The following is a 21,104-nucleotide window of genomic DNA, read 5'->3' as shown; positions in this document are numbered from 1 at the left end:
TGCGAGGCATTGTAGAAGCGGGCAGGGCCGGTGTGCACGGCGCGCTTTCCTGGCCCTGCCGATGAATGCGACCGGCCGAGGGATGCGGGCCGGATCGTAAAGCGGGCGAAGTGGAAGCGAGGGCGACAAGGCCCCGGCGTAGCAATCCCGACGTCTCGACCCTGGCCTCAGCCCCCGGACATCAATCAGCCCTCGGACATTAAAACGTCTTTTCGAGCACTTCGAAGCGCAGATCGTCGCGCTTGGGCAGGCCGAAACGCTCGTCGCCGTAGGGGAAGGGCTTGTAGTGACCGGTGCGGACGTAGCCGCGGCGTTCGTAGAAGGCGATCAGTTCGTCGCGGATGTCGATCACGGTCATGCGCATGGCCGGCAGCTTCCAGTCTTCGCGGGCGATGCGCTCGGCTTCGTCGATCACGCGCTTACCGATGCCGCCGCCCTGCAAGGTCGGCTTGACCGAGAACATGCCGAAATAACCCGCGCCGTCCTCGGCCGCGACATGCGCGCAGGCGAGCAGTTCGGGCGCGGCGTCGGCGCCGTTGCGCTCGACGATCAGGATCACGCTCTGCGGACGGTCGAGGCAGGCCTTGATGTCGTCGGCGCCGGTGCGGCGGCCGTCGAGGAAGTCGGCTTCGGTGGTCCAGCCGGCGCGGCTGGAATCGCCGCGATACGCCGACTCGACCAGGTCGACGAGGGCATCGGTGTCGGCCAGGGTGGCGGCGCGGAAGCTCAGGGAGTCTTGGGTCATGCGAGCAATTTGCGGACTTTGTTCAGGGCGGCCACGAACGCGTCGATCTCGTCGTGGGTGTTGTAGAACGCGAGCGAGGCGCGGCAGGTCGCCGGCACGCCGAAGTGTTGCATGAGCGGGTGCGCGCAGTGGTGGCCGGAACGGATCGCCACGCCTTCCAGGTCGAGCAGGGTCGCCAGGTCGTGCGCGTGCGCGCCTTCGACCAGGAAGCTGATCACCGCGGCTTTCTCCTGCGCCTGACCGAAGATGCGCAGGCCGGGCACCTGCGACAAGGCTTCGTTGGCGTAGGCCAGCAAGGCCTGCTCGCGCGCGTCGATGTGTGCCATGCCGAGCGCCGACAGGTAATCGACCGCCGCGCCAAGGCCGACGAAGCCGGCGATGTTCGGCGTGCCGGCCTCGAACTTGCGCGGGCCGTCGGCGAACACGGTGCCTTCGAAACGCACTTCCTTGATCATCTCGCCGCCGCCGATGAAGGGCGGCATCGCATCGAGGTGCTCGCGTCGCGCCCACAGCGCGCCGGTGCCGGTCGGGCCGCTCATCTTGTGGCCGGTGACCGCATAGAAATCGCAGCCGATCGCGGCGATGTCGAGCGGCCGGTGCGGCGCCGCCTGCGAGCCGTCGACGAGTGTGGCGATGCCGCGCTTGCGCGCCTCGCGGCAGATCTCCCGCACCGGGTTGACGGTGCCGAGCACGTTGGAGACGTGGGTCAGTGCGAGCAGCTTCACTTCCGGCGTCAGCAACGAGTACAGCTGGTTCAGGTCGAGCTGGCCGCGCGCGTCGATCTCGGCGACCTTGATGGTCGCGCCGGTGCGCTGGGCGACCAACTGCCAGGGCACGATATTGGCGTGGTGCTCCATGCGCGTGAGCACGATCGCATCGCCGGCGCGCAGCCGCGGCAGCGCCCAGGAATAGGCGACCAGATTGATCGCGAAGGTCGTGCCGCTGCACAGCACCAGTTCGTCGACGCGCACGTTGAGGAAGCGCGCGAGCTTGGCGCGTGCGCCTTCGTAGGCCTCGGTGGCTTCGCTGCCGAGCGCGTGCACGGCGCGGCTGACGTTGGCGTTATGGTTGCGATAGAAATCGTCGACTGCCTCGATCACCGCGGCCGGCTTCTGGCCGGTGTTGGCCGAGTCGAAATAGATCAACGGCTTGCCATGGACCTCGCGGGTCAGCACCGGGAAGTCGGCGCGGACGGCGGTCCAGTCGGGAGCGGCGGTGGGTTGGGCGACGGTCATCGGGCAGGTCCGGTGGAGCCAGCAGCGAGTGGAGAGGAACGAGGAACGAGGAACGAGTGGAGAGGAGCGAGAAACGAGTAAAAGCACGCTGAACTCGTTACCCGTTCCTCCTCAACTGGTTTCCAGCTTCAAACGATCTGCAAACGCTCCAGGGCGAGATTCACGCGCACTTCCAGGATCGCGCGCACGTCGTCGTCCTCGATCACCGACAAGGTCTCGCGACAGAACGCGGCGGTCAGCAGCGAACGCGCCTGTTCGGCCGGCAAACCGCGCGAACGCAGATAGAACATCGCCTGGGGGTCGAGTTGGCCGACGGTGGCGCCGTGGGCGGCCTGGACTTCGTCGGCGTGGATCTCGAGCACCGGTTGGGTGTCGATCTCGGCGCCTTCGTTGAGCAGCAGGTTCTTGTTCGACAGCGCGGCGTTGCTGCCGTCGGCGCCTTCGCGGATCAGGATGCCGCCGTGGAAGGCGGTGCGCGAACGGCCGGCGCCGAGCCCGCGCCAGGTCAGCTGGCACTGGCTGTCGCGGCCGACGTGATCGATGCCCAGACGCGTGTCGAGATGGCGACGGCCGGTCGCGAGCAGCACGCCGTTGGCGTGCACCTGCGCGGCTTCGCCATGCAGGGCGGCGTTGAGTTCGTGACGCGACAGCGCCGCGCCGAGTTCGAGATCGATGCGGCGGTACTGCGCGGCGCGCGCGAGCACCGCGTCGGTGCGTGCGACCACGGTCGCGCCGGTCGCCTCGTCTTGCACGCGCGCATGCGACAGCGATGCGTTCGGCGCCAGGTGCACGTGGGTCAGGCTGTTGGACAGGTGGGTGTGGCTGTCGGCCGCGAGCTGGTGCTCGACCAGGGTCAGCGACGCGCCTTCGCGCAACTCGACCAGGTGGCGCAGATGCCAGGCGCGGTCGCCGGCGACCGGGCTGCCGACGAAGACGAAATGGATCGCGCTTTCGACCTGCACACCGGCGTCGACGCGCAGCACCGCGCCTTCGTCGGCCAGGGCCGCGTTGAGGCGGGCGAAGATCTCGTCGCTGCGATCGAAGCGGCGGGCGAGGAAATTGGTTTCGCGGGCGTCGTCGATCGCCAGAACCTGCGACAGCGGCTGCAGCGAAACGCCCTGCGGCAGGCCGCTGAGATCGCTGTGCACGGCGTCGTAGCGGCCGTTGTGGAAGACGATGCGCGGGGTCGGGATGCCGGCGATGGCCGAGGCGTCGAAGCCGCCCGGGGCGAGATCGGCGGCGGCGAACGCGCGCCGGTCGAGCGCGCGCAGCGGCGTGTACTTCCAGGCTTCGTTGCGCGGGCCGGGCAGGCCGTCGCGCAGCACCGCGTCGAGCGCGGCGCGGCGGGTCGGGCCGAGCCCGGCGGCTTCGCGTGCCGACAATTGCTCGAACGAAGCGGCGAATCCTTCGAGTAGCAGACTCATGTCAGTGTCCTCGCGCGGGCGCGGCGGAACGTGTCGGGGTCCGGGCCGAGGCCCGGTCCTGCGTATGCAAGCCGATGGCGGTGCGGCGGGGCGGGGTCACGCCGCGCTCTCCGGTGCGACGCGGTCCTTGAGCCACTCGTAACCGTGCGCTTCCAGTTCCAGGGCCAGCTCCGGGCCGCCGCTCTCGACGATGCGGCCGTCGGCCAGCACGTGCACGACGTCGGGCTTGATGTAGTCGAGCAGGCGCTGGTAGTGGGTGATCACCAGGAAGGCGCGGTCGGGCGAACGCAGTGCGTTGACGCCGTCGGCGACTGCCTTGAGCGCGTCGATGTCGAGGCCGGAGTCGGTCTCGTCGAGGATCGCCAGCTTGGGTTCGAGCAGGGCGAGCTGGAAGATTTCGTTGCGCTTCTTCTCGCCGCCGCTGAAGCCTTCGTTGACGCCGCGGTGCAGCAACTCGTCCTTCAGGTGCAGCACGGCGAGCTTCTCGCGCACCAACTTGAGGAACTGCATCGAGTCGAGCTCGGTCTCGCCGCGCGCCTTGCGCTGGGCGTTGAGCGCGGCGCGCAGGAAGTAGGTGTTGTTGACGCCGGCGATCTCGACCGGGTACTGGAAGGCCAGGAACACGCCGGCGGCGGCGCGTTCTTCCGGCTCCAGTTCGAGCAAGTTGCGGCCCTCGAATTCGACCGTGCCTTCGGTCACCTCATAGCCCTCGCGGCCGGCCAGGATGTTGCCGAGCGTCGATTTGCCGGCGCCGTTCGGCCCCATGATCGCGTGCACCTGGCCCGGCTGCAGGTCGAGCGAGAGGCCCTTGAGGATGTCCTTGCCGGCTACGGAGACGTGGAGTTGTTTTATTTTCAGCATTTTATTTCAACGTAGCACGGGTGAGATGGGAAAGTAGGCGCCGCCCTAAAAAAACATAAAAAGCGCCGATGGCGAAAAGCATCAATGCCAGATATATAGCGCTACTATCTGCGAAGTTAACTGGGTCGGGAAGTTCCTTTAAATCTATCTTTTTGGAGCCAAGAGCTAGTACGTGCTCAGTCAGTATTGCGATTTGTCGTTGGTGCATCGCTGCGAGATCAAGCTGGATATCTACGATTCTCATGAAGATATCCACAAATAAAAAAACAAGGCCGGCGAGAATTGAGGAGCACCCTATTACGACATCAGATACCGCGCGAGCGGACGCAGCGGTCCTGTAAGAAGTATTATTTTTTACTTGTTGCGCCTCAGTTTCATCGAATAGCTTAAAAAGTCGCCACGATCTTGTTGCGCCGTATCCAAGTGCAATGATGACGGGCCAAGCAATGACGTTAGCTACTACATTGGTAGTGACATCATCCATAGTCATCCGACCGAACCTTCCAGCGAGACTTCGAGCAGCTTCTTGGCTTCGACCGCGAACTCCATCGGCAGCTCGCGGAACACCGACTTGCAGAAGCCGTCGACGATCATCGACACCGCGTCTTCCTCGCCGATGCCGCGCGAACGGCAATAGAACAGCTGGTCGTCGCTGATCTTCGAGGTGGTCGCCTCGTGCTCGACGGTCGCATCGGGGTGCTTGACCTCGATGTAGGGGAAGGTATGGGCGCCGCACTTCTTGCCGATCAACAGGCTGTCGCACTGGGTGTGGTTGCGCGCGCCGGCGGCGTTCTTCTCGATCTTGACCAGGCCGCGGTAGGTGTTCTGGCCGCGGCCGGCGCTGATGCCCTTGCTGATGATCTTCGACTTGGTGCGCTTGCCGATGTGGATCATCTTGGTGCCGGTGTCGGCCTGCTGGCGGTGATGGGTCAGCGCGACCGAATAGAACTCGCCGCTGGAATCGTCGCCGAGCAGCACGCAGCTGGGGTACTTCCAGGTGATCGCCGAACCGGTCTCGACCTGGGTCCAGCTGATCTTGCTGCGCGCGCCGCGGCATTCGCCGCGCTTGGTCACGAAGTTGTAGATGCCGCCGACCCCGTTCTCGTCGCCGGGGTACCAGTTCTGCACCGTCGAGTACTTGATCTCGGCGTCTTCCAGCGCGACCAGCTCGACCACCGCCGCATGCAGCTGGTTCTCGTCGCGCATCGGCGCGGTGCAACCTTCCAGGTACGAGACGTAGGCCTTGTCCTCGCAGATGATCAGGGTGCGCTCGAACTGGCCGGTGTGGCCGGCGTTGATGCGGAAATAGGTGCTCAGCTCCATCGGGCAACGCACGCCCTTGGGGATGAAGACGAAGCTGCCGTCGGAGAACACCGCCGAATTGAGCGCGGCGAAGAAGTTGTCGCCGGTCGGCACGACGCTGCCGAGGTACTTCTTCACCAACTCGGGCTGCTCGCGGATCGCTTCCGACATCGAGCAGAAGATCACGCCCTTCTCGGCCAGTTCCTTGCGGAAAGTGGTGCCGACCGAGACCGAGTCGAACACCGCGTCGACCGCCACGCCGGCCAGCCGCGCGCGTTCGTGTAGCGGCACGCCGAGCTTGTCGTAGGTGGCGATGAGCTCTTCGGGCACTTCGTCGAGCGACTTGTACTTGGCCTTCGGCGCGCTGTAGTAGCTGAGCGCCTGGAAGTCGATCGCGGCGATGTTGAGCTTGGCCCAATGCGGCATCGGCATAGTCAGCCAATGGCGATAGGCTTGCAGGCGCCACTCGGTCATCCACTCGGGCTCTTCCTTCTTGGCCGAGAGGGCACGGATGGTGTCCTCGTCGAGGCCCGGAGGCAGGCTGTCAGATTCGATGTCGGTGATGAAACCGGCCTCGTAGCGACGCCCGAGCTGCTCGTGGATCGCCTCGTTCTGCAGCGGACGATTAGCGGTGTCGCCCGAGGGGGCGGGCGTCTTGATGATGTCGGTGGCCATGGCGGCTGCCTACTGTCTAAGCGCCGGCCAGGCGCAGATCGATGCGCCGGCCGGCTGGTTCGGGTGAAAAGGAAGGAGTGGGGGCGAGCATCTGGGCGAGGGTGACGTTGCTCAGGGCCTCGATGACCACGTCGTTGATGCGGCGCCAGTTGGCGCGCACGCCGCACTGGTGTTCGAGGCCGCAATTGCCTTCGTGGACGCTGCATTCGGTCATGCCGAGCGGGCCTTCCATTGCCTCGACGATCTCGATCAGACCGATTTCGTCGGCGGGGCGGGCCAGACGATAGCCGCCGTTGGCGCCGCGGAACCCCTCGACCAGGCCGGCCTGGGCCAGCGGCTTGAGCAACTTGCTGACCGTCGGCGCCTCCAGACCCGCCCGCTCGGCCAGCTCCGACGCGCTCAGGACGCGGTCGGACTGGGCCGCCAGGACGGTCAGGACGACCGTGGCGTAGTCGGTGAGTTTGGTGACGCGGAGCATCGGCGGGGCCGCTCGGGGGTAATTCGTACCGAAATTGTACGTTTTTCTCCGGGCGCGGCCAAGCCGGGGGTTTTGCGCGATTCAGGCGTATCGCAGGGGCGGCCCCGGCCGCGTGGCTGCGGCCGGGAGTCGGGACCGGGTAGGGGCCGATGCGCACAGACCGTCGGCGATGCGGAGGGGCCTGGATAGCGAAGGCCGTTCAAGCACGTCAGAATGCCGGTTCGTCATTTTGGGATTCGCTATGCCGCGCAAGATCGCCGCCCGTCGTTCCGCCATTCACGGCAATGGTGTGTTCGCCATTGCCCCGATCGCCAAGGGCGAGCGGGTCGTCGAATACAAGGGCAGCCGCCGCACCCACGAAGAGGTCGATGCGGGCGAGACCGGCGACGCCGACTCCGGCCATACCTTCCTGTTCACGCTCAACGACGAGTACGTGATCGACGCCAACCACGAAGGCAATACGGCGCGCTGGATCAACCACAGCTGCTCGCCGAACTGCGAAGCGGTGCTGGAAGAGGACGACGGCGACGACCGCCGTCGCGACCGCGTCTTCATCGAGGCGGTCCGCGACATCGCCGCGGGCGAGGAGCTGTCCTACAACTACGGCATCACCCTGGCCGAGAAGCACACCAAGGAACTCAAGAAGATCTGGGAGTGCCGCTGCGGCTCGGCGAACTGCACCGGGACGATGCTGCAGCCGAAGAAGGACAAGAAGGCGAAGAAGGACAAGGACAAGAAGAAAGACAAGAAAAAGAAGAAAGACAAAAAGAAGGGCAAGAAGAAGGATTGAGGCGTTTCCGGCCCGGCGCAGCTCCGGGCCGATGGATCGCGCCGCGGGCGTCGAGGTGGTCCTCGGTAGCCCGCCATGCAGTCCTAAGGCGGCGTAACGCTGGGATCTTGCCCCTGTAGGAGCGGCGTCCTACTGGATTTCCTTCGGTCATAAGCCGCGACCGCGGGACGCGCAGAAGCCACAGCGCCGATGCCGTCCATCGAAGCGGCGTGCTATCGCGGGGTAGGAGCGGCGCGAGCCGCGACCGCGCTGTGACGGGTTTGCTGCGTTTCGCCAAGCAAGATCAGGATCAGGATCAAACGCCAAAAGCTTCCGCCACTAAAGCGGCGGGTTACTTTCTTTTGTCATAAGCAACAAAAGTCCGTCTGGATTCCCTTCGGTCAAAGGTAACCAAAGAAGTTGCTTTTCTTTGAATCACAGGCCCGCACGTTCGATGCATTCGCAGGGATTTTTCATACGGGACATCCCTGTCCCGATGAAAAACGGCCCGCATCCATGCGGGCCGCCCTCCGGGTCTTCGATGGCCTTCGCTAGTGCGAGGCGACGCACAGCAAAAGCGACAGCAGAATCTATGCTGCCCTTGCCCTTGCCCTTGCCCTTGCCGTGATGAGCTTGGCGCAATACCGAACTTGCGATGCGACCGTAGACCCGGAGGGCGCCGCACAGGACGTGCGGCCAGCTTTCATTGAAATGACCCGATAAAACAGGGACGTCTTATCGGAAAATCCCGGCGCGCGCATCGCACTCGTGGCCTGTGCCCTTGCAAGGAAAGCCCTTTTCTTTGGTTACCTTTGACCGAAGGGAATCCAGACGGACTTTTGGGCCAGCAAAAGAAAGTAACCCGGCCGCTTTAGCGGAAGGAAGCTTTGCACTTGCTCGACCGATGCAGCGCCGCGAATCGATCCCTGTAGGAGCGGCGCAAGCCGCGACCGCGCGACTTCGGCGCGCGACGCGACCACCCTGAAATCCAGGGGCGCACGATAGGCCGGCCTCCAACGCCGCGCCGCCGCTGCGGCCAACGGCCGGTCGATTGCTCGCCTCGTTCGTTCCCGCCCGATCCCGCAAAGCCCCCTAGCCGGGTACGAAGGTCCGATAGCCGCTTCACCGCCTGGACGGGACACTGCGGTGCGCCGGCCGCCACGCCGCGATAACCTGCGGCGACGACAATGGTCGCCGGTTCGCGCATCGCGCGGCGCAACGCTTTCTTCCCTTCGCACCGTATCCAGGAGTCGCCATGAGTTCGATCCAAGGCAAGGTCGCCGTCGTCACCGGGGCCGCCAGCGGCATCGGCAAGGAAATCGCCCACGAGCTGGCCCGCGCCGGCGCCGCGATCGCGATCGCCGATCTCAACCAGGCCGGGGCCCAGGCCGTCGCCGACGAGATCGCCGGCAACGGCGGGCGCGCGATCGGCGTGGCCATGGACGTCACCGACGAGGCCGCGGTCAACGCCGGCATCGAACGCGTGGTCGCCGAGCTCGGCGGCATCGATATCCTGGTGTCGAACGCCGGCATCCAGATCGTCAATCCGATCGAAAACTACGCCTTCGCCGATTGGAAGAAGATGCTCGCGATTCATCTCGACGGCGCTTTCCTGACCACCAAGGCGGCGCTGCCGCATATGTACAAGGACAACAAAGGCGGCACCGTGATCTACATGGGGTCGGTGCATTCGCACGAGGCCTCGCCGCTGAAGTCGGCCTACGTCACCGCCAAGCACGGCCTGCTGGGCCTGTCGCGGGTGCTGGCGAAGGAAGGCGCCAAGCACGGTGTGCGCAGCCACGTGGTCTGCCCGGGCTTCGTGCGCACCCCGCTGGTCGACAAGCAGATCCCCGAGCAGGCCAAGGAGCTCGGCATCAGCGAGGACGAGGTGATCAAGAAAGTCATGCTCGGCAACACCGTCGACGGCGTGTTCACCACCGTCGAGGACGTCGCCCAGACCGTGCGCTTCCTCGCCGAGTTCCCGAGCGCGGCCCTGACCGGGCAGAGCTTCGTGGTCAGCCATGGTTGGTATATGCAGTAAGCCGGGCGCCATCCCTACCGTCGTTCCCGCGAAGGCGGGAAGCCTGGGGCCGTAGCGAGGCATGAGGCCGTAGCGAAGCATGAAGCCATAGCGAGGCATGTCGCTGAAGTCTCTGGATCCCCGCCGTCGCGGGGATGACGGCGGGGAGACTGCGTTCCCCTTTTGAGGGCAGGGCGGGGGACTTGTTGTTGTTGCCGCTTCGCCATCCAAGCCGTCTTCACGAAACAGGCGACGAACGCGAAGCACCATGGGGCCTGACCGCCGCGACGTTTCCGAAGAGGCAATCGCAATGCCCAGCAGCAAGCGCTCCACCGCCCGCACCGTTTCCCGTGCTCCACGCGCAGCCGCCGAACCGCCGCAGCGCGAACCCGCGCCGCGGACCCCGGCCAAGCGCGACCCCAAGCCGGCGATACCGGCAAAGAAAGACCCGCCGACGAAAGCCCCGGCCCGCAAGGAGCCGCACAAGCAAGCCTTCAAGCGCGGCAGCGCCGCCGTCGCGCGGGCACCGGCCGCACGCGCGACGGCCAAGCGCGTGCCGAAGCCGGTCACCCCGGCCAAACCCAAGCCGCGGGCGAACCCGCCGGAACTCAAACAGGCACCCAAGCCGCCGCCCAGGCGCGCGGCCAGCAAGCAAGCCGCCTCGCGTGCGGCCAAGGCCGCGGGCGAGCGCATCCGTGCCGAAACCTCGGTGCTGCCCGAGAACATCGCCCTGGTCCTGCAGGGCGGCGGCGCGCTCGGCGCCTATCAGGCCGGCGTCTACCAAGGCTTGTACGAAGCCGGCATCGCGCCGAACTGGATCGCCGGCATTTCGATCGGCGCCTTCAACACCGCGATCATCGCCGGCAATCCGCCGGGCAAACGCATGGATGCGCTGCGCGAGTTCTGGGCGACGATCTCGCAGCCGACCCTGTTGCCCTCGACCACCTTCGGCCAGGAAGCGCGGTTCACCGACCTCGATGCCGACACCCGCGCCTGGCTCGACACCTGGGAGGCCTGGCGCGCCATCGTCGAGGGCCAGCACGGTTTCTACCGCCCGCGCGCCTGGTTCGGGCAAGACCCATTCGCTGCGCCCGGGCCGGCCGCGGCGAGCTGGTACGACACCTCGCCGATGATCGCCACGCTCGAACGCATGGTCGATTTCGACCGCTTGAACGACGGCGGCATCCGGGTCTCGGTCGGTGCGGTCAACGTGCGCACCGGCAATCTGGAATATTTCGACAACACCCGCATGCGCCTGGACGCGCGCCACATCCTCGCCTCGGGCGCGCTGCCGCCGGCGTTTCCGGCCATCGAGATCGACGGCGAGTACTACTGGGACGGCGGCCTGGTCTCGAACACGCCGCTGTCGCACGTGCTGACCTCGTCGCCGCGCAGCGACACCCTGGTGTTCCAGGTCGACCTGTGGAACGCGCGCGGCGACCTGCCGCAGACCCTGCTCGACGTCGCCGAGCGGCAGAAGGAAATCCAATACTCCAGCCGCACCCGCCTGATCACCGACACTCAGCGCGTGTTCCAGCATTATCGGCGTCTGCTGCGTGAGCTGCTCGAGGAAATCCCCGAGGACGTGCGCGCGACCAACCCCTGGGCCCAGCACGCCGCCGAGCTGGCCTGCGACCGCCGCTACAGCGTGATCCACCTGATCTATCGCGATCGCGCCCGCATCGGCCACTTCAAGGACTACCAGTTCGGCCGCGTGGCGATGCGCGAGCACTGGCTGTCCGGCCAGTCCGACATCGCCCGGGCCCTGGCCCATCCGGAGTGGATGCAACTGCCTGCCGGCGAATCGGCCTTCGTCACCCACGACGCCACCGCGCCCTGAGTCGGGCGCATCGCGGCGCAACTGGGGGCGCATTCAGCCCTGCCGGATCGGCCACTGAACTCAAGGATGCGCATCGGCGGCCAAGGGTTGCCATGACTTACGCCATGCGGTGAAAAGCCGCCGCGCCGCTAGTCTGCGCGGCATCGCGACGCCGTTCGTCGCGATCCGTCATCGACGAGGGCCGGGGCAGGCGCTCGCGATGCGGACAATCCGCATCACCGGGGCTGCTGTATGCGCACGAATCTGTTCACCTCTCTGTTCGCGGCCTCGGCCGCGATCGCCTCCCCCTGCGCCTACGGGCTGGAGATCGACGGCCGCATCGACCCGGAGGAATGGCGCGGCGCCCAGCGCATCGACGACTTCCGCCTGACCCAGCCGCTATCGCGCGCGGCCGCCTCGCAGCCGACCGAGGCCTGGTTGCTGGCGACCCCGGACGGGCTCGCCGTGGCCTTCCGCAATCACCAACCGGCCGGGGTGCCGCGCCTGCGCCAGCACACCCAGCGCGACGGCAACGCCACCGTCGACCGGGTCAACCTCTACGTCGATTTCGACGGCGACGGCCGTGCCGGCTACAACTTCACCGTGACCCTGGCCAACAGCATCGTCGACACCACGATTACCAGCGAGAACCAGTTCAACGACGACTGGGACGGCGACTGGCGCCACGCGACCAGCGAGGACGACGGCGGTTGGTCGGCGGAGATGCTGATTCCCTGGCATATCGCGCCGATGCGCGATGTCGCCGACGGCACCCGCACCCTCGGCATCGAACTCGACCGGGTGATCGCCTCGACCGGCGAGCGCACCTCGTGGCCGGCGGTGCACTACACCGAGGCGCGCTTCCTGTCCGCGTTCAACCGCGTCGAAGTGCCGGCCTACAGCCAGTCGCTGTTGGCGATCACGCCGTACGTAGTCGGCGTGGGCGACGCGGTCGGCCACGACAGCGACTTCGACGCCGGCGCCGACCTGTTCTGGAAGCCCAGCGGCAAGTTCCAGCTCAGCGCCACCATCAACCCGGACTTCGGCCAGGTCGAGAGCGACGAGCTGACCGTGAACTTCAGCGCCACCGAAACCTTCTTCAGCGACAAGCGCCCCTTCTTCACCGAGAACCAGGGCTTCTTCGACGTGCCGTTCGGGTCCTACAACACCAACAGCCGGTTGATCTATACGCGCCGGGTCGGCGGCAAGACCGACGACGGCCTGGGGTCGGGCGACGTCATCGCCGCGCTCAAGCTCAACGGCAGCGCGGGCGGCTACAACTACGGCCTGTTCGCCGCCAACGAAGGCGACGAGGTCGGCCGCGATTTCTACGCCGTGCGCGCGACCCGCGACTTCGCCGGTTTCGGCCTCGGCGCGATGGTCACGCGCGTGGATCGTCCGTTCCTGGATCGCCAGGCCGACGTCTACGAGTTCGACCAGCGCTGGACGCCGAACCCGCAGTGGGCGATCCGCGGCACGCTGGTGGCCTCGGACGTCGAGCAGAGCGGTCGTACCCTGCGCGACAGCGGTGGCCAGATCCGGATCGACTACGACATGGGCGGCGGCTGGCGCCAACAGCTGTACGGCCTGCACCTGGGCAAGGATCTGCAGCTCAACGACTTCGGTTATCTGGAGCGCAACAACTTCAACTACCTGCGTTACGACCTGGGCCGCCGCGTTACCGACCTGCCGGCCGATTCGGCCTACGCCTCGCACGATTGGCACTACGCCGCTTCGCGCCGCTACAGCGACGACGGCGTGCATATCGCCGACGCGTTCGCGATCACCCGCCGCGGCGAACTGCGCGACGGCGGCAACGAGTTCGCCGAAGTCGCGCTGTGGACCGCGGGCCACGACGACCTCATCACCCGCGGCAACGGCGTGCTGCGGGTGCCGTCGCGCTTGTTCGTCAACTACGAACGCCTGCTTCCGCGCCAGAACGGCAGCCCGTGGTCGCTGGCCATCGAGGCCGGCTACAGCGCCGACGGCCTGGGCGGCATCGACGAGGGCGAGACGCGGTTGTACCTGGAGCCGAACTACCAATTCAGCGACCGCCTGATCCTGTTCGCCGGCGTCGAATACACCCACGCGCCGGACTGGCTGCTGTGGCGCGGCGGCAACCGCCTCGGCGCCTTCCGCGCCGACAGTCTGGTGCTGGATGCGGGCCTGCAGTGGTTCATCGACGACAAACAGGAACTGCGCGTGCGCCTGGAGACCATCGGCCTGGACGCGCGCCTGAAGCAGGCCTATCGGGTCGACGCCGGCGGTCGTCCGCTCGCGGTGGATGAAGCGATCCCGGATTTCCGCGTGCGCAACCTGGGCTTCCAGATCCGCTACCGCTACGAACTGGCGCCGCTGTCCTATCTCTACATCGCCTACGTGCGCGGCGGCGAGATGTTCGAGGAAGGGCGCATGGACCGCGGAGTCGGCCGCGAATTCCGCGATGCCTTCGACCTGCGCGACAGCGAGCAACTGCTGGTCAAGCTGTCGTATCGGTTCGAGATCTGATCGGGGAGGGCGGCCGCTTCACCGCGACCGCCACTCCAGGCCCAAGTACACCGAGCGGCCGTCGCCGGGCAGGAAGTTGCGACCGTCCTGGCCGCGCGCGTCGGCGATCACGTTGCTGCTGGCGATCCACTTGCGGTCGCCGAGGTTGCGGGCGTCGGCGAACCAGGACCAGTCCTTGGCGAGCTTTCCGCCGATGCGCAGCCCGGCGATGGTGTAGCCCGGGGCCTTGAAGCTGTTGGCGTGGTCGATGTAGTAGTCCTGCGGCGTCCATTCGAGGTTCGGGGCGAGATAGAAGTACTCGCCCGGCGACCAGCGCAGTTCGGCGCGCAGTTGCTGCGGCGGCACCCCGGCCAGGTCGTTATCGCCGTAGACGCGGTCGCGGTCGAAGCGGAAGTCGTTGTAGAGATAGTTGGCCGACAAGGTCCAGTCCTCGGCCGGATGCCAGCCCAGTCCGAGTTCGATGCCTTGGTGGACGGTGCGGTCGGCATTGACGGTGCCGAGCGGATTGCCGTTGCCGTCGCTGAGCGAGAGCAGCTCGCCGTCGATGCGGGCGCGGTACAGGGCGACATCGAGCGACAGCTTGTCGCGATCCAGGCGCAGGCCGATTTCGCCGCTGGTCGCGCGTTGACGATCGACCTGGGTCACGCCGGGGCCGCCGCTGAGCTCGCCGAAACTCGGCGGCTCCAGGCTGCGGCTGACGTTGGCATAGAGCTGGGTATGCGCGTCGAGCAAATAGCGCAGGCCGAGTTTGGGGCTGAGGCCGGAATAGTCGCGGGAGAAACTCTCGTCGCGACCAGCGGTGATGAAGCGGTCCCGCGAGCGGCGCTCCGAACGCAGCGCCTGCGCGCCGATTGCCAGCACCCAGCTCGGCGCGAGCCAAGTCTGGTTCTCGACATACAGCTTGCCGTTGCGCGCGCGCTGATCGAAGCGATTGCTGCGCGCGCCAGCGTGGCCGGCGATGTTGAAGAAACGATCGTCCTCGATGTCGCCCTGGGCGAAGGCGGCGCCGGCGATCAGCACGTTGCGGCGACCGAGCCATTGCGCTTCGCCGCGCCAGCGCAGATCGACGCCGGTGTCGCGGCTTTCCTGGCGCAGTACCTGGAAGATCGGATGATCTAAGGATTTGTCGGCGTAATAGACCGACAAGGTGAGCGTGCCGGTGTCGGACGGGGCCCAGGCCAGCTTTGCGGCGATGCGGTCGAGACGATAGTCGCGGCGTTGGTTCAAGACCAGATTGCCCGGCGCGGCGAGGGTCGGGTCGCGCTGCGACTCGGCGAGAGTCAGATTGCCTGGCAGGGCAGAGCGCGTGTCGACGTGGGTGAAATAGACGCGGCCGTCGAGGGTGTCGCTGAAACGGAAGCCGGCGTTGCCGAACAGACGGTAGTTTTCCTGCTCGGCATGATCGCGGAAGCCGTCCTGGCGCAGGGCGCTCAGGCTCAGGTAACCGTCGCCGCGACCGGATACGCCGGCCAGGGCGACCTGACCGCGGCGATAGCCGAAGTCGCCGGCTTCGACACGCAGACTGATCGGTGCAGCGTCGTAACCGGTGGGCGAGACGAAGTTGATCGCACCGCCGAGGGCGGCGGCGCCGAATTCCAGCGCATTGGCGCCGCGATACACCTCGATGTAGCGCGACGACAGCGGTTCGACCGCCTGGAAATCGAAACCGCCGTCGGCGAGGTTGAGCGGGCTGCCGTCCTGCAGCAGCTCCAGGCCGCGCCCGTGGAAGGTGCGCTGCAGGCCGGAGCCGCGGATCGACAAGCGCGCTTCCTCGGCGCCGAAGCGCGGCTGCACGAACACACCGGCGGCGTAACCGAGCGCATCGGTCAGGGTGCTGACGCGTCCGCCGCGGTAGGACTCGCCGTCGACCAGCCCGGTCGCCCCCGCGCGTTCGTCGAGACGCTCGCGCGCCCGCTCGATGCCGTCGACGGCGAGCGGTTGCCCCCTCAGGCCGAATACACGGACCGAGTCGAGGGTCTTGGCGGACGACCAATGATCGGCCGGGGCCGGATCGCTGACGGCCTGCACCTCAGTCGACTGCGCATGGGCCGAGTAACTGTGGGAGGCGAGGGTGAATATCGTCGCCAGCGCGAGCAGGGAAGGGCGAAATGTGACGGCGCGCATGGCGGGGGCTCGGGTGAGAGCCGGCAAGCGTAGTCAGGCGGTTGTCGGGGTGGATGCGGCATAACGCCGCAGTGGGTGGCGGCCCGCTCTCAGGGTAGGAGCGGCGTCCTACTGGATTTCCCTCGGTCACAAGCCGCGACCGCGCCGGTTCGGTGACCGGCGCCGGCGCCGGCGACAGAGGCGACCGATAGATGATTGTGTTGCTGTTATTGCTGTGCGTCGCTTCAGACTAGCGAAGGCGACATAAGACCCGGAGGGAGGCGCACGGGGGCATGCGCGCCGTTTTCCATCGGGACAGGGATGTCCCGTCTGTAGACCCAGCGCGCGCACCGCTCGTGCAGGCCTGTGATTCAGCGAGGGCGGAGCTTCCCTTGTAGGAGCGACGTAAGTCGCGACCGCCTACCTGGCGGTTGCTGCGTTATTTCCGTAGGGCGGTGAAGCAACATCAATTGCAAAGCTTCCGTCCGCTGACGCGGCCGGGTTACTTTCTTTTGCTAAGCCCAAAAGTCCGTCTGGATTCCCTTCGGTCAAAGGTAACCAAAGAAAAGGGCTCTCCTTGCAAGGGCACAGGCCACGAGTGCGATGCCCGCGCCGGGATTTTCCGATAAGACGTCCCTGTCTTATCGGAAAACGCCGCACGTCCTGTGCGGCGCCCTCCGGGTCTCCAGGCGTTCTCGCGAGTTCGGTACTGCGCCAAGCTGTTCACGGCAACGGCAACATAGATTCTGCTGTCGCTGTCGCTGTCGCTGTCGCTGTCGCTGTCGCTGTCGCTGTGCGTCGCCTCGCACTAGCGAAGGCAATGGAAGACCCGGAGGGCGGCCTGCATGGATGCAGGCCGTTTTTCATCGGGACATGGATGTCCCGTATGAAAAGTCCCTGCGTATGCATCGCTCGTGCGGGCTGGTGATTCAAAAGAAAAGCATTTTTCTTTGGTTACCTTTCTTTTGTTGCTTATGACAAAAGAAAGTAACCCGCCGCTTTAGTGGCGGAAGCTTTTGGCGTTTGATCTAGATCTTGGTCTTACTTGGGAGAAACGCCGCAACAACGCAACAACGCGGTCGCGGCTCGCGCCGCTCCTACCCCTGACGGCCTGCGGCCACCATCGGCGCGAGATTGATGGGTTGCGGTCGCGGCTCACGCCGCTCTTACAGGGGAGGGATTCGCAGCGCTGAGTTCGGTCGAGCAGGAGCAGAGCGCCCGTCCGCTGACGCGACCATCCCTCAATGCGCCGAACAACTCTCCACATTTGCCACCGGCACCGGCTTCACCCGTAATGCCCAGATCACTCCCGCGATCAGCAAGGCGATGCCGATCAAAGTCAGAGGTTCCGGCATCCGGCCGCGCAGGATGAAGGCGTAGCTGAGGGCGGCGATGGTCTCGAATACGATCAGCTGGCCGGCCAGGGCGGTCGGCAGGCGCTGGCTGGCTTCGTTCCAGCACAAGGTGCCGACCCAGGAGGCGAACAGACCGATCGCCACCATCAATCCGATGAAGAAGCCCGGGCGCGGGCCGAACGGCATCGGGAACTCGCGGCCGGTCGCGCTCATGAAGGTCCATAGCGCGATATAGCCGAGCAAAGCCAGCGGCAGGACCGCCAAGCCTTGCGCAGTCGCCCAGGTGCGCGGGCTGCGGCCGGGGTGATCGCGCAGCCAGTCGGCATTGCGCAGGGGGTACCAGGTCCAGCACGCGACTGCGCCGATCGCGAGCACGGCACCGATGGCGTAGCGGCGCACGTCGGCGTTGGCGTCCGCGCGCAGGGCCTGCAATTCGACTTGGTTGACGCAGGCGATCCCGGCCGCGATCAGCGCCAATGACGGCAGCAGGCGCAGCCATGGCAGGCGGCCGTCGCGGCGGGCGTTGCGCAGGTTCGCGCAGACCGCGATCACCACCGGCAAGGTGCCGATGATCATGGTCGGCAAGGGGCCGCCGGCGCGCTGGATGGCGCTGGCCAGGCACAGGTAATAGAGCAGGTTGCCGATCGCCGACAGCTTCAGCGCTTCGATCCAGTCGGCGCGGGTCAGCTGGCGCAAGGCGGTGCGGTCGAACCAGGCGAGGGGCAAGGCGATCAGGCCGAAGGCGAGGTAGCGCCCGACCGACTGCAAGGCGGCCGGGTATTCCGGCAGCAACAGCGGGCCGACGAAGACCAGGCCCCAGATCAGGCCGGCCGCGAGCGCATAGAGGGTTCCTAGCCACATGCGTCCAGCTTGGGCGAACCCGGCGGCGCGGTCTTGTACCAGATTGCTTTCGGCGCGGCCGCGCTCAGCGGCGGACTTGCTTCTGGTAGCGCGCCGGGGTGATGCCGTAGCGGCGCGAGAAGGCCCGGGTCAGATGGGCCTGGTCGGTCAACCCGGTGTCGGCGGCGATGCGCGCGAGCGCAGCGCCGTCGGCCAGCAAGCGCTTGGCCTCGTACAGGCGCAGTGCCATCAGCATTTGCTGCGGGGTGACGTGGTACTGGGCGCGGAAGCGGCGCAGGAAGTGGAACGGGCTGAGGCCGGCGACCGCGGCCAATTCCTCCAGGGTGACGCGCTCGGCCAGGTGCGCGCGCAGGTAGTCGACGACCGGCGCGAACCGCGACGCAGCCTCATCGCGCAGGCGCCGCGGCATGCGCGCGTGATCGCGGAATTCCATCAGCAGGGCGAACAGCTGGCTGTCGAAGGCCAGCGGCTCGCGCGTGTTCCACAGGGCATCCAAGCGCGCGGTGATGCGGCGGGCGCGTTCGGGGTCGTGGCGCACCGCGTCCTCGAACCACCAGCCGGCCTCGCCGGTGATCTTCTCGGCCACGTCGGGATCGACATAGACCATGCGATAGCGCCAGCCGCCTTCGGTCTCGGCGCGGCCGGTATGCAGCACGTCGGGATTCATCAGCACCAGCGAATCCGGCGGCGCGAGGTGATCGCTGCCGCGATAACGGAAACGCTCGACGCCCGATTCGATCGCGCCCAGGCCGAAAGCCTCGTGGGTGTGCGGCTCGAAGGCGTGGCGGACGATGTGCGCGCGGTACAGCTCGACGCCGGCGCGATGCGAAGGCTGCCGGAATTCGGCGGCATCGTGGGCGTGGACGAACTGGGCGGGGACGCCTTGCATGGCCCGAGTATCGCATGGCCTGCGCAGACGATCGGTGGCGCCGTTCAGCCCTCCGGCGCAGCTGCGTGCAGGGCCTGCAATGCGGCCCAGGCGCGCGGAGTCAGCACCTCGAACAAGCCGTCGCGCGCAGTGCGGCGGCCGAGCACCAGCAGGGCATGATCGCGGCTGAGCAGCCAGCGCGCGTTCGCTGCCAGGGCGAGTTCGAGGAACTTCTGGTCGTCGGGATCGGCGCAGCGGGGCAGGGCGCGCGCCGGAACGCCGCCATCGTGTTCGTGCAGACGCAGCAACTCGTCGTAGTCGCGCAGACACCCGGCGCGGACTTCGTCGGTGAGCGCGAGCTTGGGATAGGTCAGCACGCGCTGCCACTCTTCGCGACATGCCGTGTCGGTGACGGCTTCGATGCGGCGCTCGCGCAGCGCAGCGAGCAACGAGGCGGTCAGCGGGTCCTTGAAGGCGAACATGTCCAGGCAGACGTTGCTGTCGAGGACGATGCGCGGGACGGTGCCGGTCATGCTGCGGTGTTCGCGGCGAGCTTCAAAGATCGTCCTCGCCCGGAAACGACACCCGCAGCTCGCCGACCGACAGCAGCTCGCCCTGTTGCGGATAGCGGTTATCGTCGCTGGAGAATTCGCTGTCGCCGGAGGGATAGGGATCCTGCGCGGTCGATGCCTGCGCATTGCGGTCCAGACGCGCATGCCGGATCACCGGGTCGCCGTCCTTCGCGGCGAGACGGCCGCCGTTCCAGTCGGTGATCGCGCCGCCGTAATCCCAGTCCAGGCCGCTGAACCGGATCGGCTTGCCGTTGAGGCGGACCAGCTCGGCCAGGCGCATGCCCATGCTCACGCCGTTGTCGAGGCGCCAACGCGAGTCGGGCTCGCGCACGACCACGTTGGACAGGCCGCGCAGTTGTTGCGAGTCCTGGAAATACAGATAGGCGCGCAGGGTCGAATCCTTGGGATACAGGATCACTCCGCGGAACTCCTCGCCTTCCGCGCCGGGTAGATGATCGGAGATCTCGACCTGATCCGCGCCGAACAGGGCGCGCAACTGGGCCGGGCCGGTGTCGGGGGCGAGCGCGCCGGGCAGGACGTGGTCGAGCTTGGCCGGCGGCGCTGTGTCCAGGCCTTTTTCGACCGCGGGCGTGTTCGTTTGCGGCGTCGTTGCCGGCTGCGGCGCGTGCGCGGCCGGCTTGGCGGCGGCAGGCGCGGACGGCGTGCGTTCGCATGCGCCTAGCAAGGCGACGGCAGCGACCGCGACGAAGGTCTGCCTCGCTACCGCGCACGGGTTCATTGCTTGACCTCGCGGATGTCGGCGCTGCCGATCCGCCATGCGCGTTGTTCGTCGCTGGCGCCGTCGACGACGCTGCGGCGCAGGGTATAGGCGCCGACGTATTTGCGCTGGCTGCCGTCGCGTTGAGTGGCGGTGATCGCGATCGGCACTTCGACATAGCGCTGGCCGGCGCCGGCATCGATCCGGCCCGGCGCCAGCACTTCCACCGACACACCGGCGGTTTCGGTGAAACCGTTGGCGAATTGCTGCGCGTTCTGGCCGCTGGCGTTGCCGCCGTCCGACCACAGCGCATGAGCACGGGCGTAATTGCCGCCATTGATCGCGGCGTAGTAATCGCGCACGACGGCGACGGCGTCTTCCGCAGTCGGTTCGACGGCGAGCGGTGGGGCGCCGGTCTCGGTGCCGGCCTCGGGCGGCGGCAAGGTGCCGTCGATGCCGGTCGCGGGCGTGCCGGCGTCGCTGCCGGGGATCGGGTTGCCGTTTTCGTCGAACAGCGGGCTGGCGGTGCTGCCTTCGACCGGCGCGCCGACCTGGCCGGGCCCGGGCGCGGAGGGCATGCCGGTGACACCGCCGCTACCTGCGCCGGCGGGCGTCGGCAGGGCCTGGGGATCGTCGCCGGCGGCGGTGCCGTCCGCGGGGCGGTCCTTACCGCCGCAGGCGGCGAGCAGGACGGACATCGCGAGTGCGAAGGCCGGGACGACGAGATAGCGATTCGGGCGCATGACGGGGTCCGTAGAGGCATAGACCGCGCGCCGCTCGTTCGAGGGCGC

General features: G+C 66.8%; 16 protein-coding genes and 1 pseudogene. 4 read left to right on the top strand and 13 right to left on the bottom strand.

Annotation, left to right across the window (positions count from 1 at the left end):
• Positions 1-199: 199 nt before the first annotated feature.
• From GLA29479_RS02840 to GLA29479_RS02815, 7 genes are all read right to left on the bottom strand, one after another.
• On the bottom strand, positions 200-745 hold the full coding sequence (locus GLA29479_RS02840; protein ID WP_057917279.1) for a GNAT family N-acetyltransferase: 546 nt from the start codon (positions 743-745) through the stop codon (positions 200-202).
• Positions 742-1,980 (bottom strand): cysteine desulfurase, encoded by a 1,239-nt coding sequence (locus GLA29479_RS02835; RefSeq protein WP_057970719.1) that lies wholly within the window; start codon positions 1,978-1,980, stop codon positions 742-744. Before GLA29479_RS02835 ends, GLA29479_RS02840 begins: the two co-directional genes overlap by 4 nt.
• Positions 1,981-2,108: 128 nt before the next feature.
• A complete protein-coding gene (gene sufD, locus GLA29479_RS02830) occupies positions 2,109-3,404 on the bottom strand; it encodes a Fe-S cluster assembly protein SufD (RefSeq protein ID WP_057970718.1) in 1,296 nt (431 codons plus the stop codon).
• 96 nt (positions 3,405-3,500) lie between these two features.
• Positions 3,501-4,265: a Fe-S cluster assembly ATPase SufC gene (sufC, locus tag GLA29479_RS02825; RefSeq protein ID WP_057970717.1), complete on the bottom strand. Its 765-nt coding sequence runs from the start codon at positions 4,263-4,265 to the stop codon at positions 3,501-3,503.
• Between the two features lies 1 nt (position 4,266).
• On the bottom strand, positions 4,267-4,755 hold the full coding sequence (locus tag GLA29479_RS24275) for a hypothetical protein (protein ID WP_144436325.1): 489 nt from the start codon (positions 4,753-4,755) through the stop codon (positions 4,267-4,269).
• Positions 4,752-6,242 carry a Fe-S cluster assembly protein SufB gene (gene sufB / locus GLA29479_RS02820; protein WP_057917284.1) on the bottom strand — a complete coding sequence of 497 codons (1,491 nt, stop codon included), beginning with the start codon at positions 6,240-6,242 and terminating at the stop codon, positions 4,752-4,754. Before sufB ends, GLA29479_RS24275 begins: the two co-directional genes overlap by 4 nt.
• A 16-nt stretch (positions 6,243-6,258) precedes the next feature.
• Complete coding sequence (locus tag GLA29479_RS02815) at positions 6,259-6,720, bottom strand: SUF system Fe-S cluster assembly regulator (RefSeq protein ID WP_031373854.1); 462 nt, start codon at positions 6,718-6,720, stop codon at positions 6,259-6,261.
• 241 nt (positions 6,721-6,961) lie between these two features.
• On the opposite strand from GLA29479_RS02815, the pseudogene GLA29479_RS02810 reads away from it, so the two are divergent.
• The 4 genes and pseudogenes from GLA29479_RS02810 to GLA29479_RS02795 all read left to right on the top strand — a co-directional run.
• Positions 6,962-7,426 (top strand): annotated as a pseudogene (locus GLA29479_RS02810) (SET domain-containing protein); the annotation flags it as partial.
• A gap of 1,318 nt (positions 7,427-8,744) precedes the next feature.
• A complete protein-coding gene (locus tag GLA29479_RS02805) occupies positions 8,745-9,530 on the top strand; it encodes a 3-hydroxybutyrate dehydrogenase (protein ID WP_057917286.1) in 786 nt (261 codons plus the stop codon).
• Positions 9,531-9,819: 289 nt separating this feature from the next.
• Entirely contained in the window at positions 9,820-11,349 is a 1,530-nt protein-coding gene (locus GLA29479_RS02800; protein WP_082638239.1) for a DUF3734 domain-containing protein, read from the top strand.
• A 231-nt stretch (positions 11,350-11,580) separates the two neighbouring features.
• Entirely contained in the window at positions 11,581-13,836 is a 2,256-nt protein-coding gene (locus GLA29479_RS02795) for a DUF5916 domain-containing protein (protein WP_057970716.1), read from the top strand.
• An 18-nt stretch (positions 13,837-13,854) separates the two neighbouring features.
• Here GLA29479_RS02795 and GLA29479_RS02790 read toward each other — a convergent pair whose 3' ends face one another.
• From GLA29479_RS02790 to GLA29479_RS02765, 6 genes are all read right to left on the bottom strand, one after another.
• On the bottom strand, positions 13,855-15,960 hold the full coding sequence (locus GLA29479_RS02790) for a TonB-dependent receptor family protein (protein WP_057970715.1): 2,106 nt from the start codon (positions 15,958-15,960) through the stop codon (positions 13,855-13,857).
• 1,220 nt (positions 15,961-17,180) lie between these two features.
• The gene (locus GLA29479_RS02785) at positions 17,181-18,155 is read right to left on the bottom strand and encodes a DMT family transporter (protein ID WP_057917289.1); all 975 of its coding nucleotides are present in this window, start codon (positions 18,153-18,155) and stop codon (positions 17,181-17,183) included.
• Positions 18,156-18,219: 64 nt separating this feature from the next.
• Positions 18,220-19,044: an AraC family transcriptional regulator gene (locus tag GLA29479_RS02780; protein ID WP_057970714.1), complete on the bottom strand. Its 825-nt coding sequence runs from the start codon at positions 19,042-19,044 to the stop codon at positions 18,220-18,222.
• Between the two features lie 44 nt (positions 19,045-19,088).
• Complete coding sequence (locus GLA29479_RS02775) at positions 19,089-19,556, bottom strand: putative toxin-antitoxin system toxin component, PIN family (protein ID WP_057970713.1); 468 nt, start codon at positions 19,554-19,556, stop codon at positions 19,089-19,091.
• 22 nt (positions 19,557-19,578) lie between these two features.
• A complete protein-coding gene (locus tag GLA29479_RS02770; protein WP_057970712.1) occupies positions 19,579-20,334 on the bottom strand; it encodes a hypothetical protein in 756 nt (251 codons plus the stop codon).
• The gene (locus GLA29479_RS02765; protein ID WP_057970711.1) at positions 20,331-21,056 is read right to left on the bottom strand and encodes a hypothetical protein; all 726 of its coding nucleotides are present in this window, start codon (positions 21,054-21,056) and stop codon (positions 20,331-20,333) included. Before GLA29479_RS02765 ends, GLA29479_RS02770 begins: the two co-directional genes overlap by 4 nt.
• Positions 21,057-21,104: the final 48 nt, after the last annotated feature.

Origin of the sequence: Lysobacter antibioticus (assembly GCF_001442535.1) — a bacterium.
GTDB classification, from domain to species: Bacteria; Pseudomonadota; Gammaproteobacteria; order Xanthomonadales; family Xanthomonadaceae; genus Lysobacter; species Lysobacter antibioticus.
This window is presented reverse-complemented; position numbering and strand designations above follow the sequence as displayed.

What these genes read in the sequence shown, in the direction of transcription:
- GLA29479_RS24275 (WP_144436325.1), bottom strand. Translation starts at nt 4,755, where the DNA reads ATGACTATGGATGATGTCACTACCAATGTAGTAGCTAACGTCATTGCT.
- GLA29479_RS02780 (WP_057970714.1), bottom strand. Translation starts at nt 19,044, where the DNA reads ATGCAAGGCGTCCCCGCCCAGTTCGTCCACGCCCACGATGCCGCCGAA.
- GLA29479_RS02815 (WP_031373854.1), bottom strand. Translation starts at nt 6,720, where the DNA reads ATGCTCCGCGTCACCAAACTCACCGACTACGCCACGGTCGTCCTGACC.
- GLA29479_RS02775 (WP_057970713.1), bottom strand. Translation starts at nt 19,556, where the DNA reads ATGACCGGCACCGTCCCGCGCATCGTCCTCGACAGCAACGTCTGCCTG.
- sufC (WP_057970717.1), bottom strand. Translation starts at nt 4,265, where the DNA reads ATGCTGAAAATAAAACAACTCCACGTCTCCGTAGCCGGCAAGGACATC.
- GLA29479_RS02765 (WP_057970711.1), bottom strand. Translation starts at nt 21,056, where the DNA reads ATGCGCCCGAATCGCTATCTCGTCGTCCCGGCCTTCGCACTCGCGATG.
- GLA29479_RS02835 (WP_057970719.1), bottom strand. Translation starts at nt 1,980, where the DNA reads ATGACCGTCGCCCAACCCACCGCCGCTCCCGACTGGACCGCCGTCCGC.
- GLA29479_RS02840 (WP_057917279.1), bottom strand. Translation starts at nt 745, where the DNA reads ATGACCCAAGACTCCCTGAGCTTCCGCGCCGCCACCCTGGCCGACACC.
- GLA29479_RS02785 (WP_057917289.1), bottom strand. Translation starts at nt 18,155, where the DNA reads ATGTGGCTAGGAACCCTCTATGCGCTCGCGGCCGGCCTGATCTGGGGC.
- GLA29479_RS02800 (WP_082638239.1), top strand. Translation starts at nt 9,820, where the DNA reads ATGCCCAGCAGCAAGCGCTCCACCGCCCGCACCGTTTCCCGTGCTCCA.
- GLA29479_RS02770 (WP_057970712.1), bottom strand. Translation starts at nt 20,334, where the DNA reads ATGAACCCGTGCGCGGTAGCGAGGCAGACCTTCGTCGCGGTCGCTGCC.
- GLA29479_RS02795 (WP_057970716.1), top strand. Translation starts at nt 11,581, where the DNA reads ATGCGCACGAATCTGTTCACCTCTCTGTTCGCGGCCTCGGCCGCGATC.
- GLA29479_RS02805 (WP_057917286.1), top strand. Translation starts at nt 8,745, where the DNA reads ATGAGTTCGATCCAAGGCAAGGTCGCCGTCGTCACCGGGGCCGCCAGC.
- GLA29479_RS02790 (WP_057970715.1), bottom strand. Translation starts at nt 15,960, where the DNA reads ATGCGCGCCGTCACATTTCGCCCTTCCCTGCTCGCGCTGGCGACGATA.
- sufD (WP_057970718.1), bottom strand. Translation starts at nt 3,404, where the DNA reads ATGAGTCTGCTACTCGAAGGATTCGCCGCTTCGTTCGAGCAATTGTCG.
- sufB (WP_057917284.1), bottom strand. Translation starts at nt 6,242, where the DNA reads ATGGCCACCGACATCATCAAGACGCCCGCCCCCTCGGGCGACACCGCT.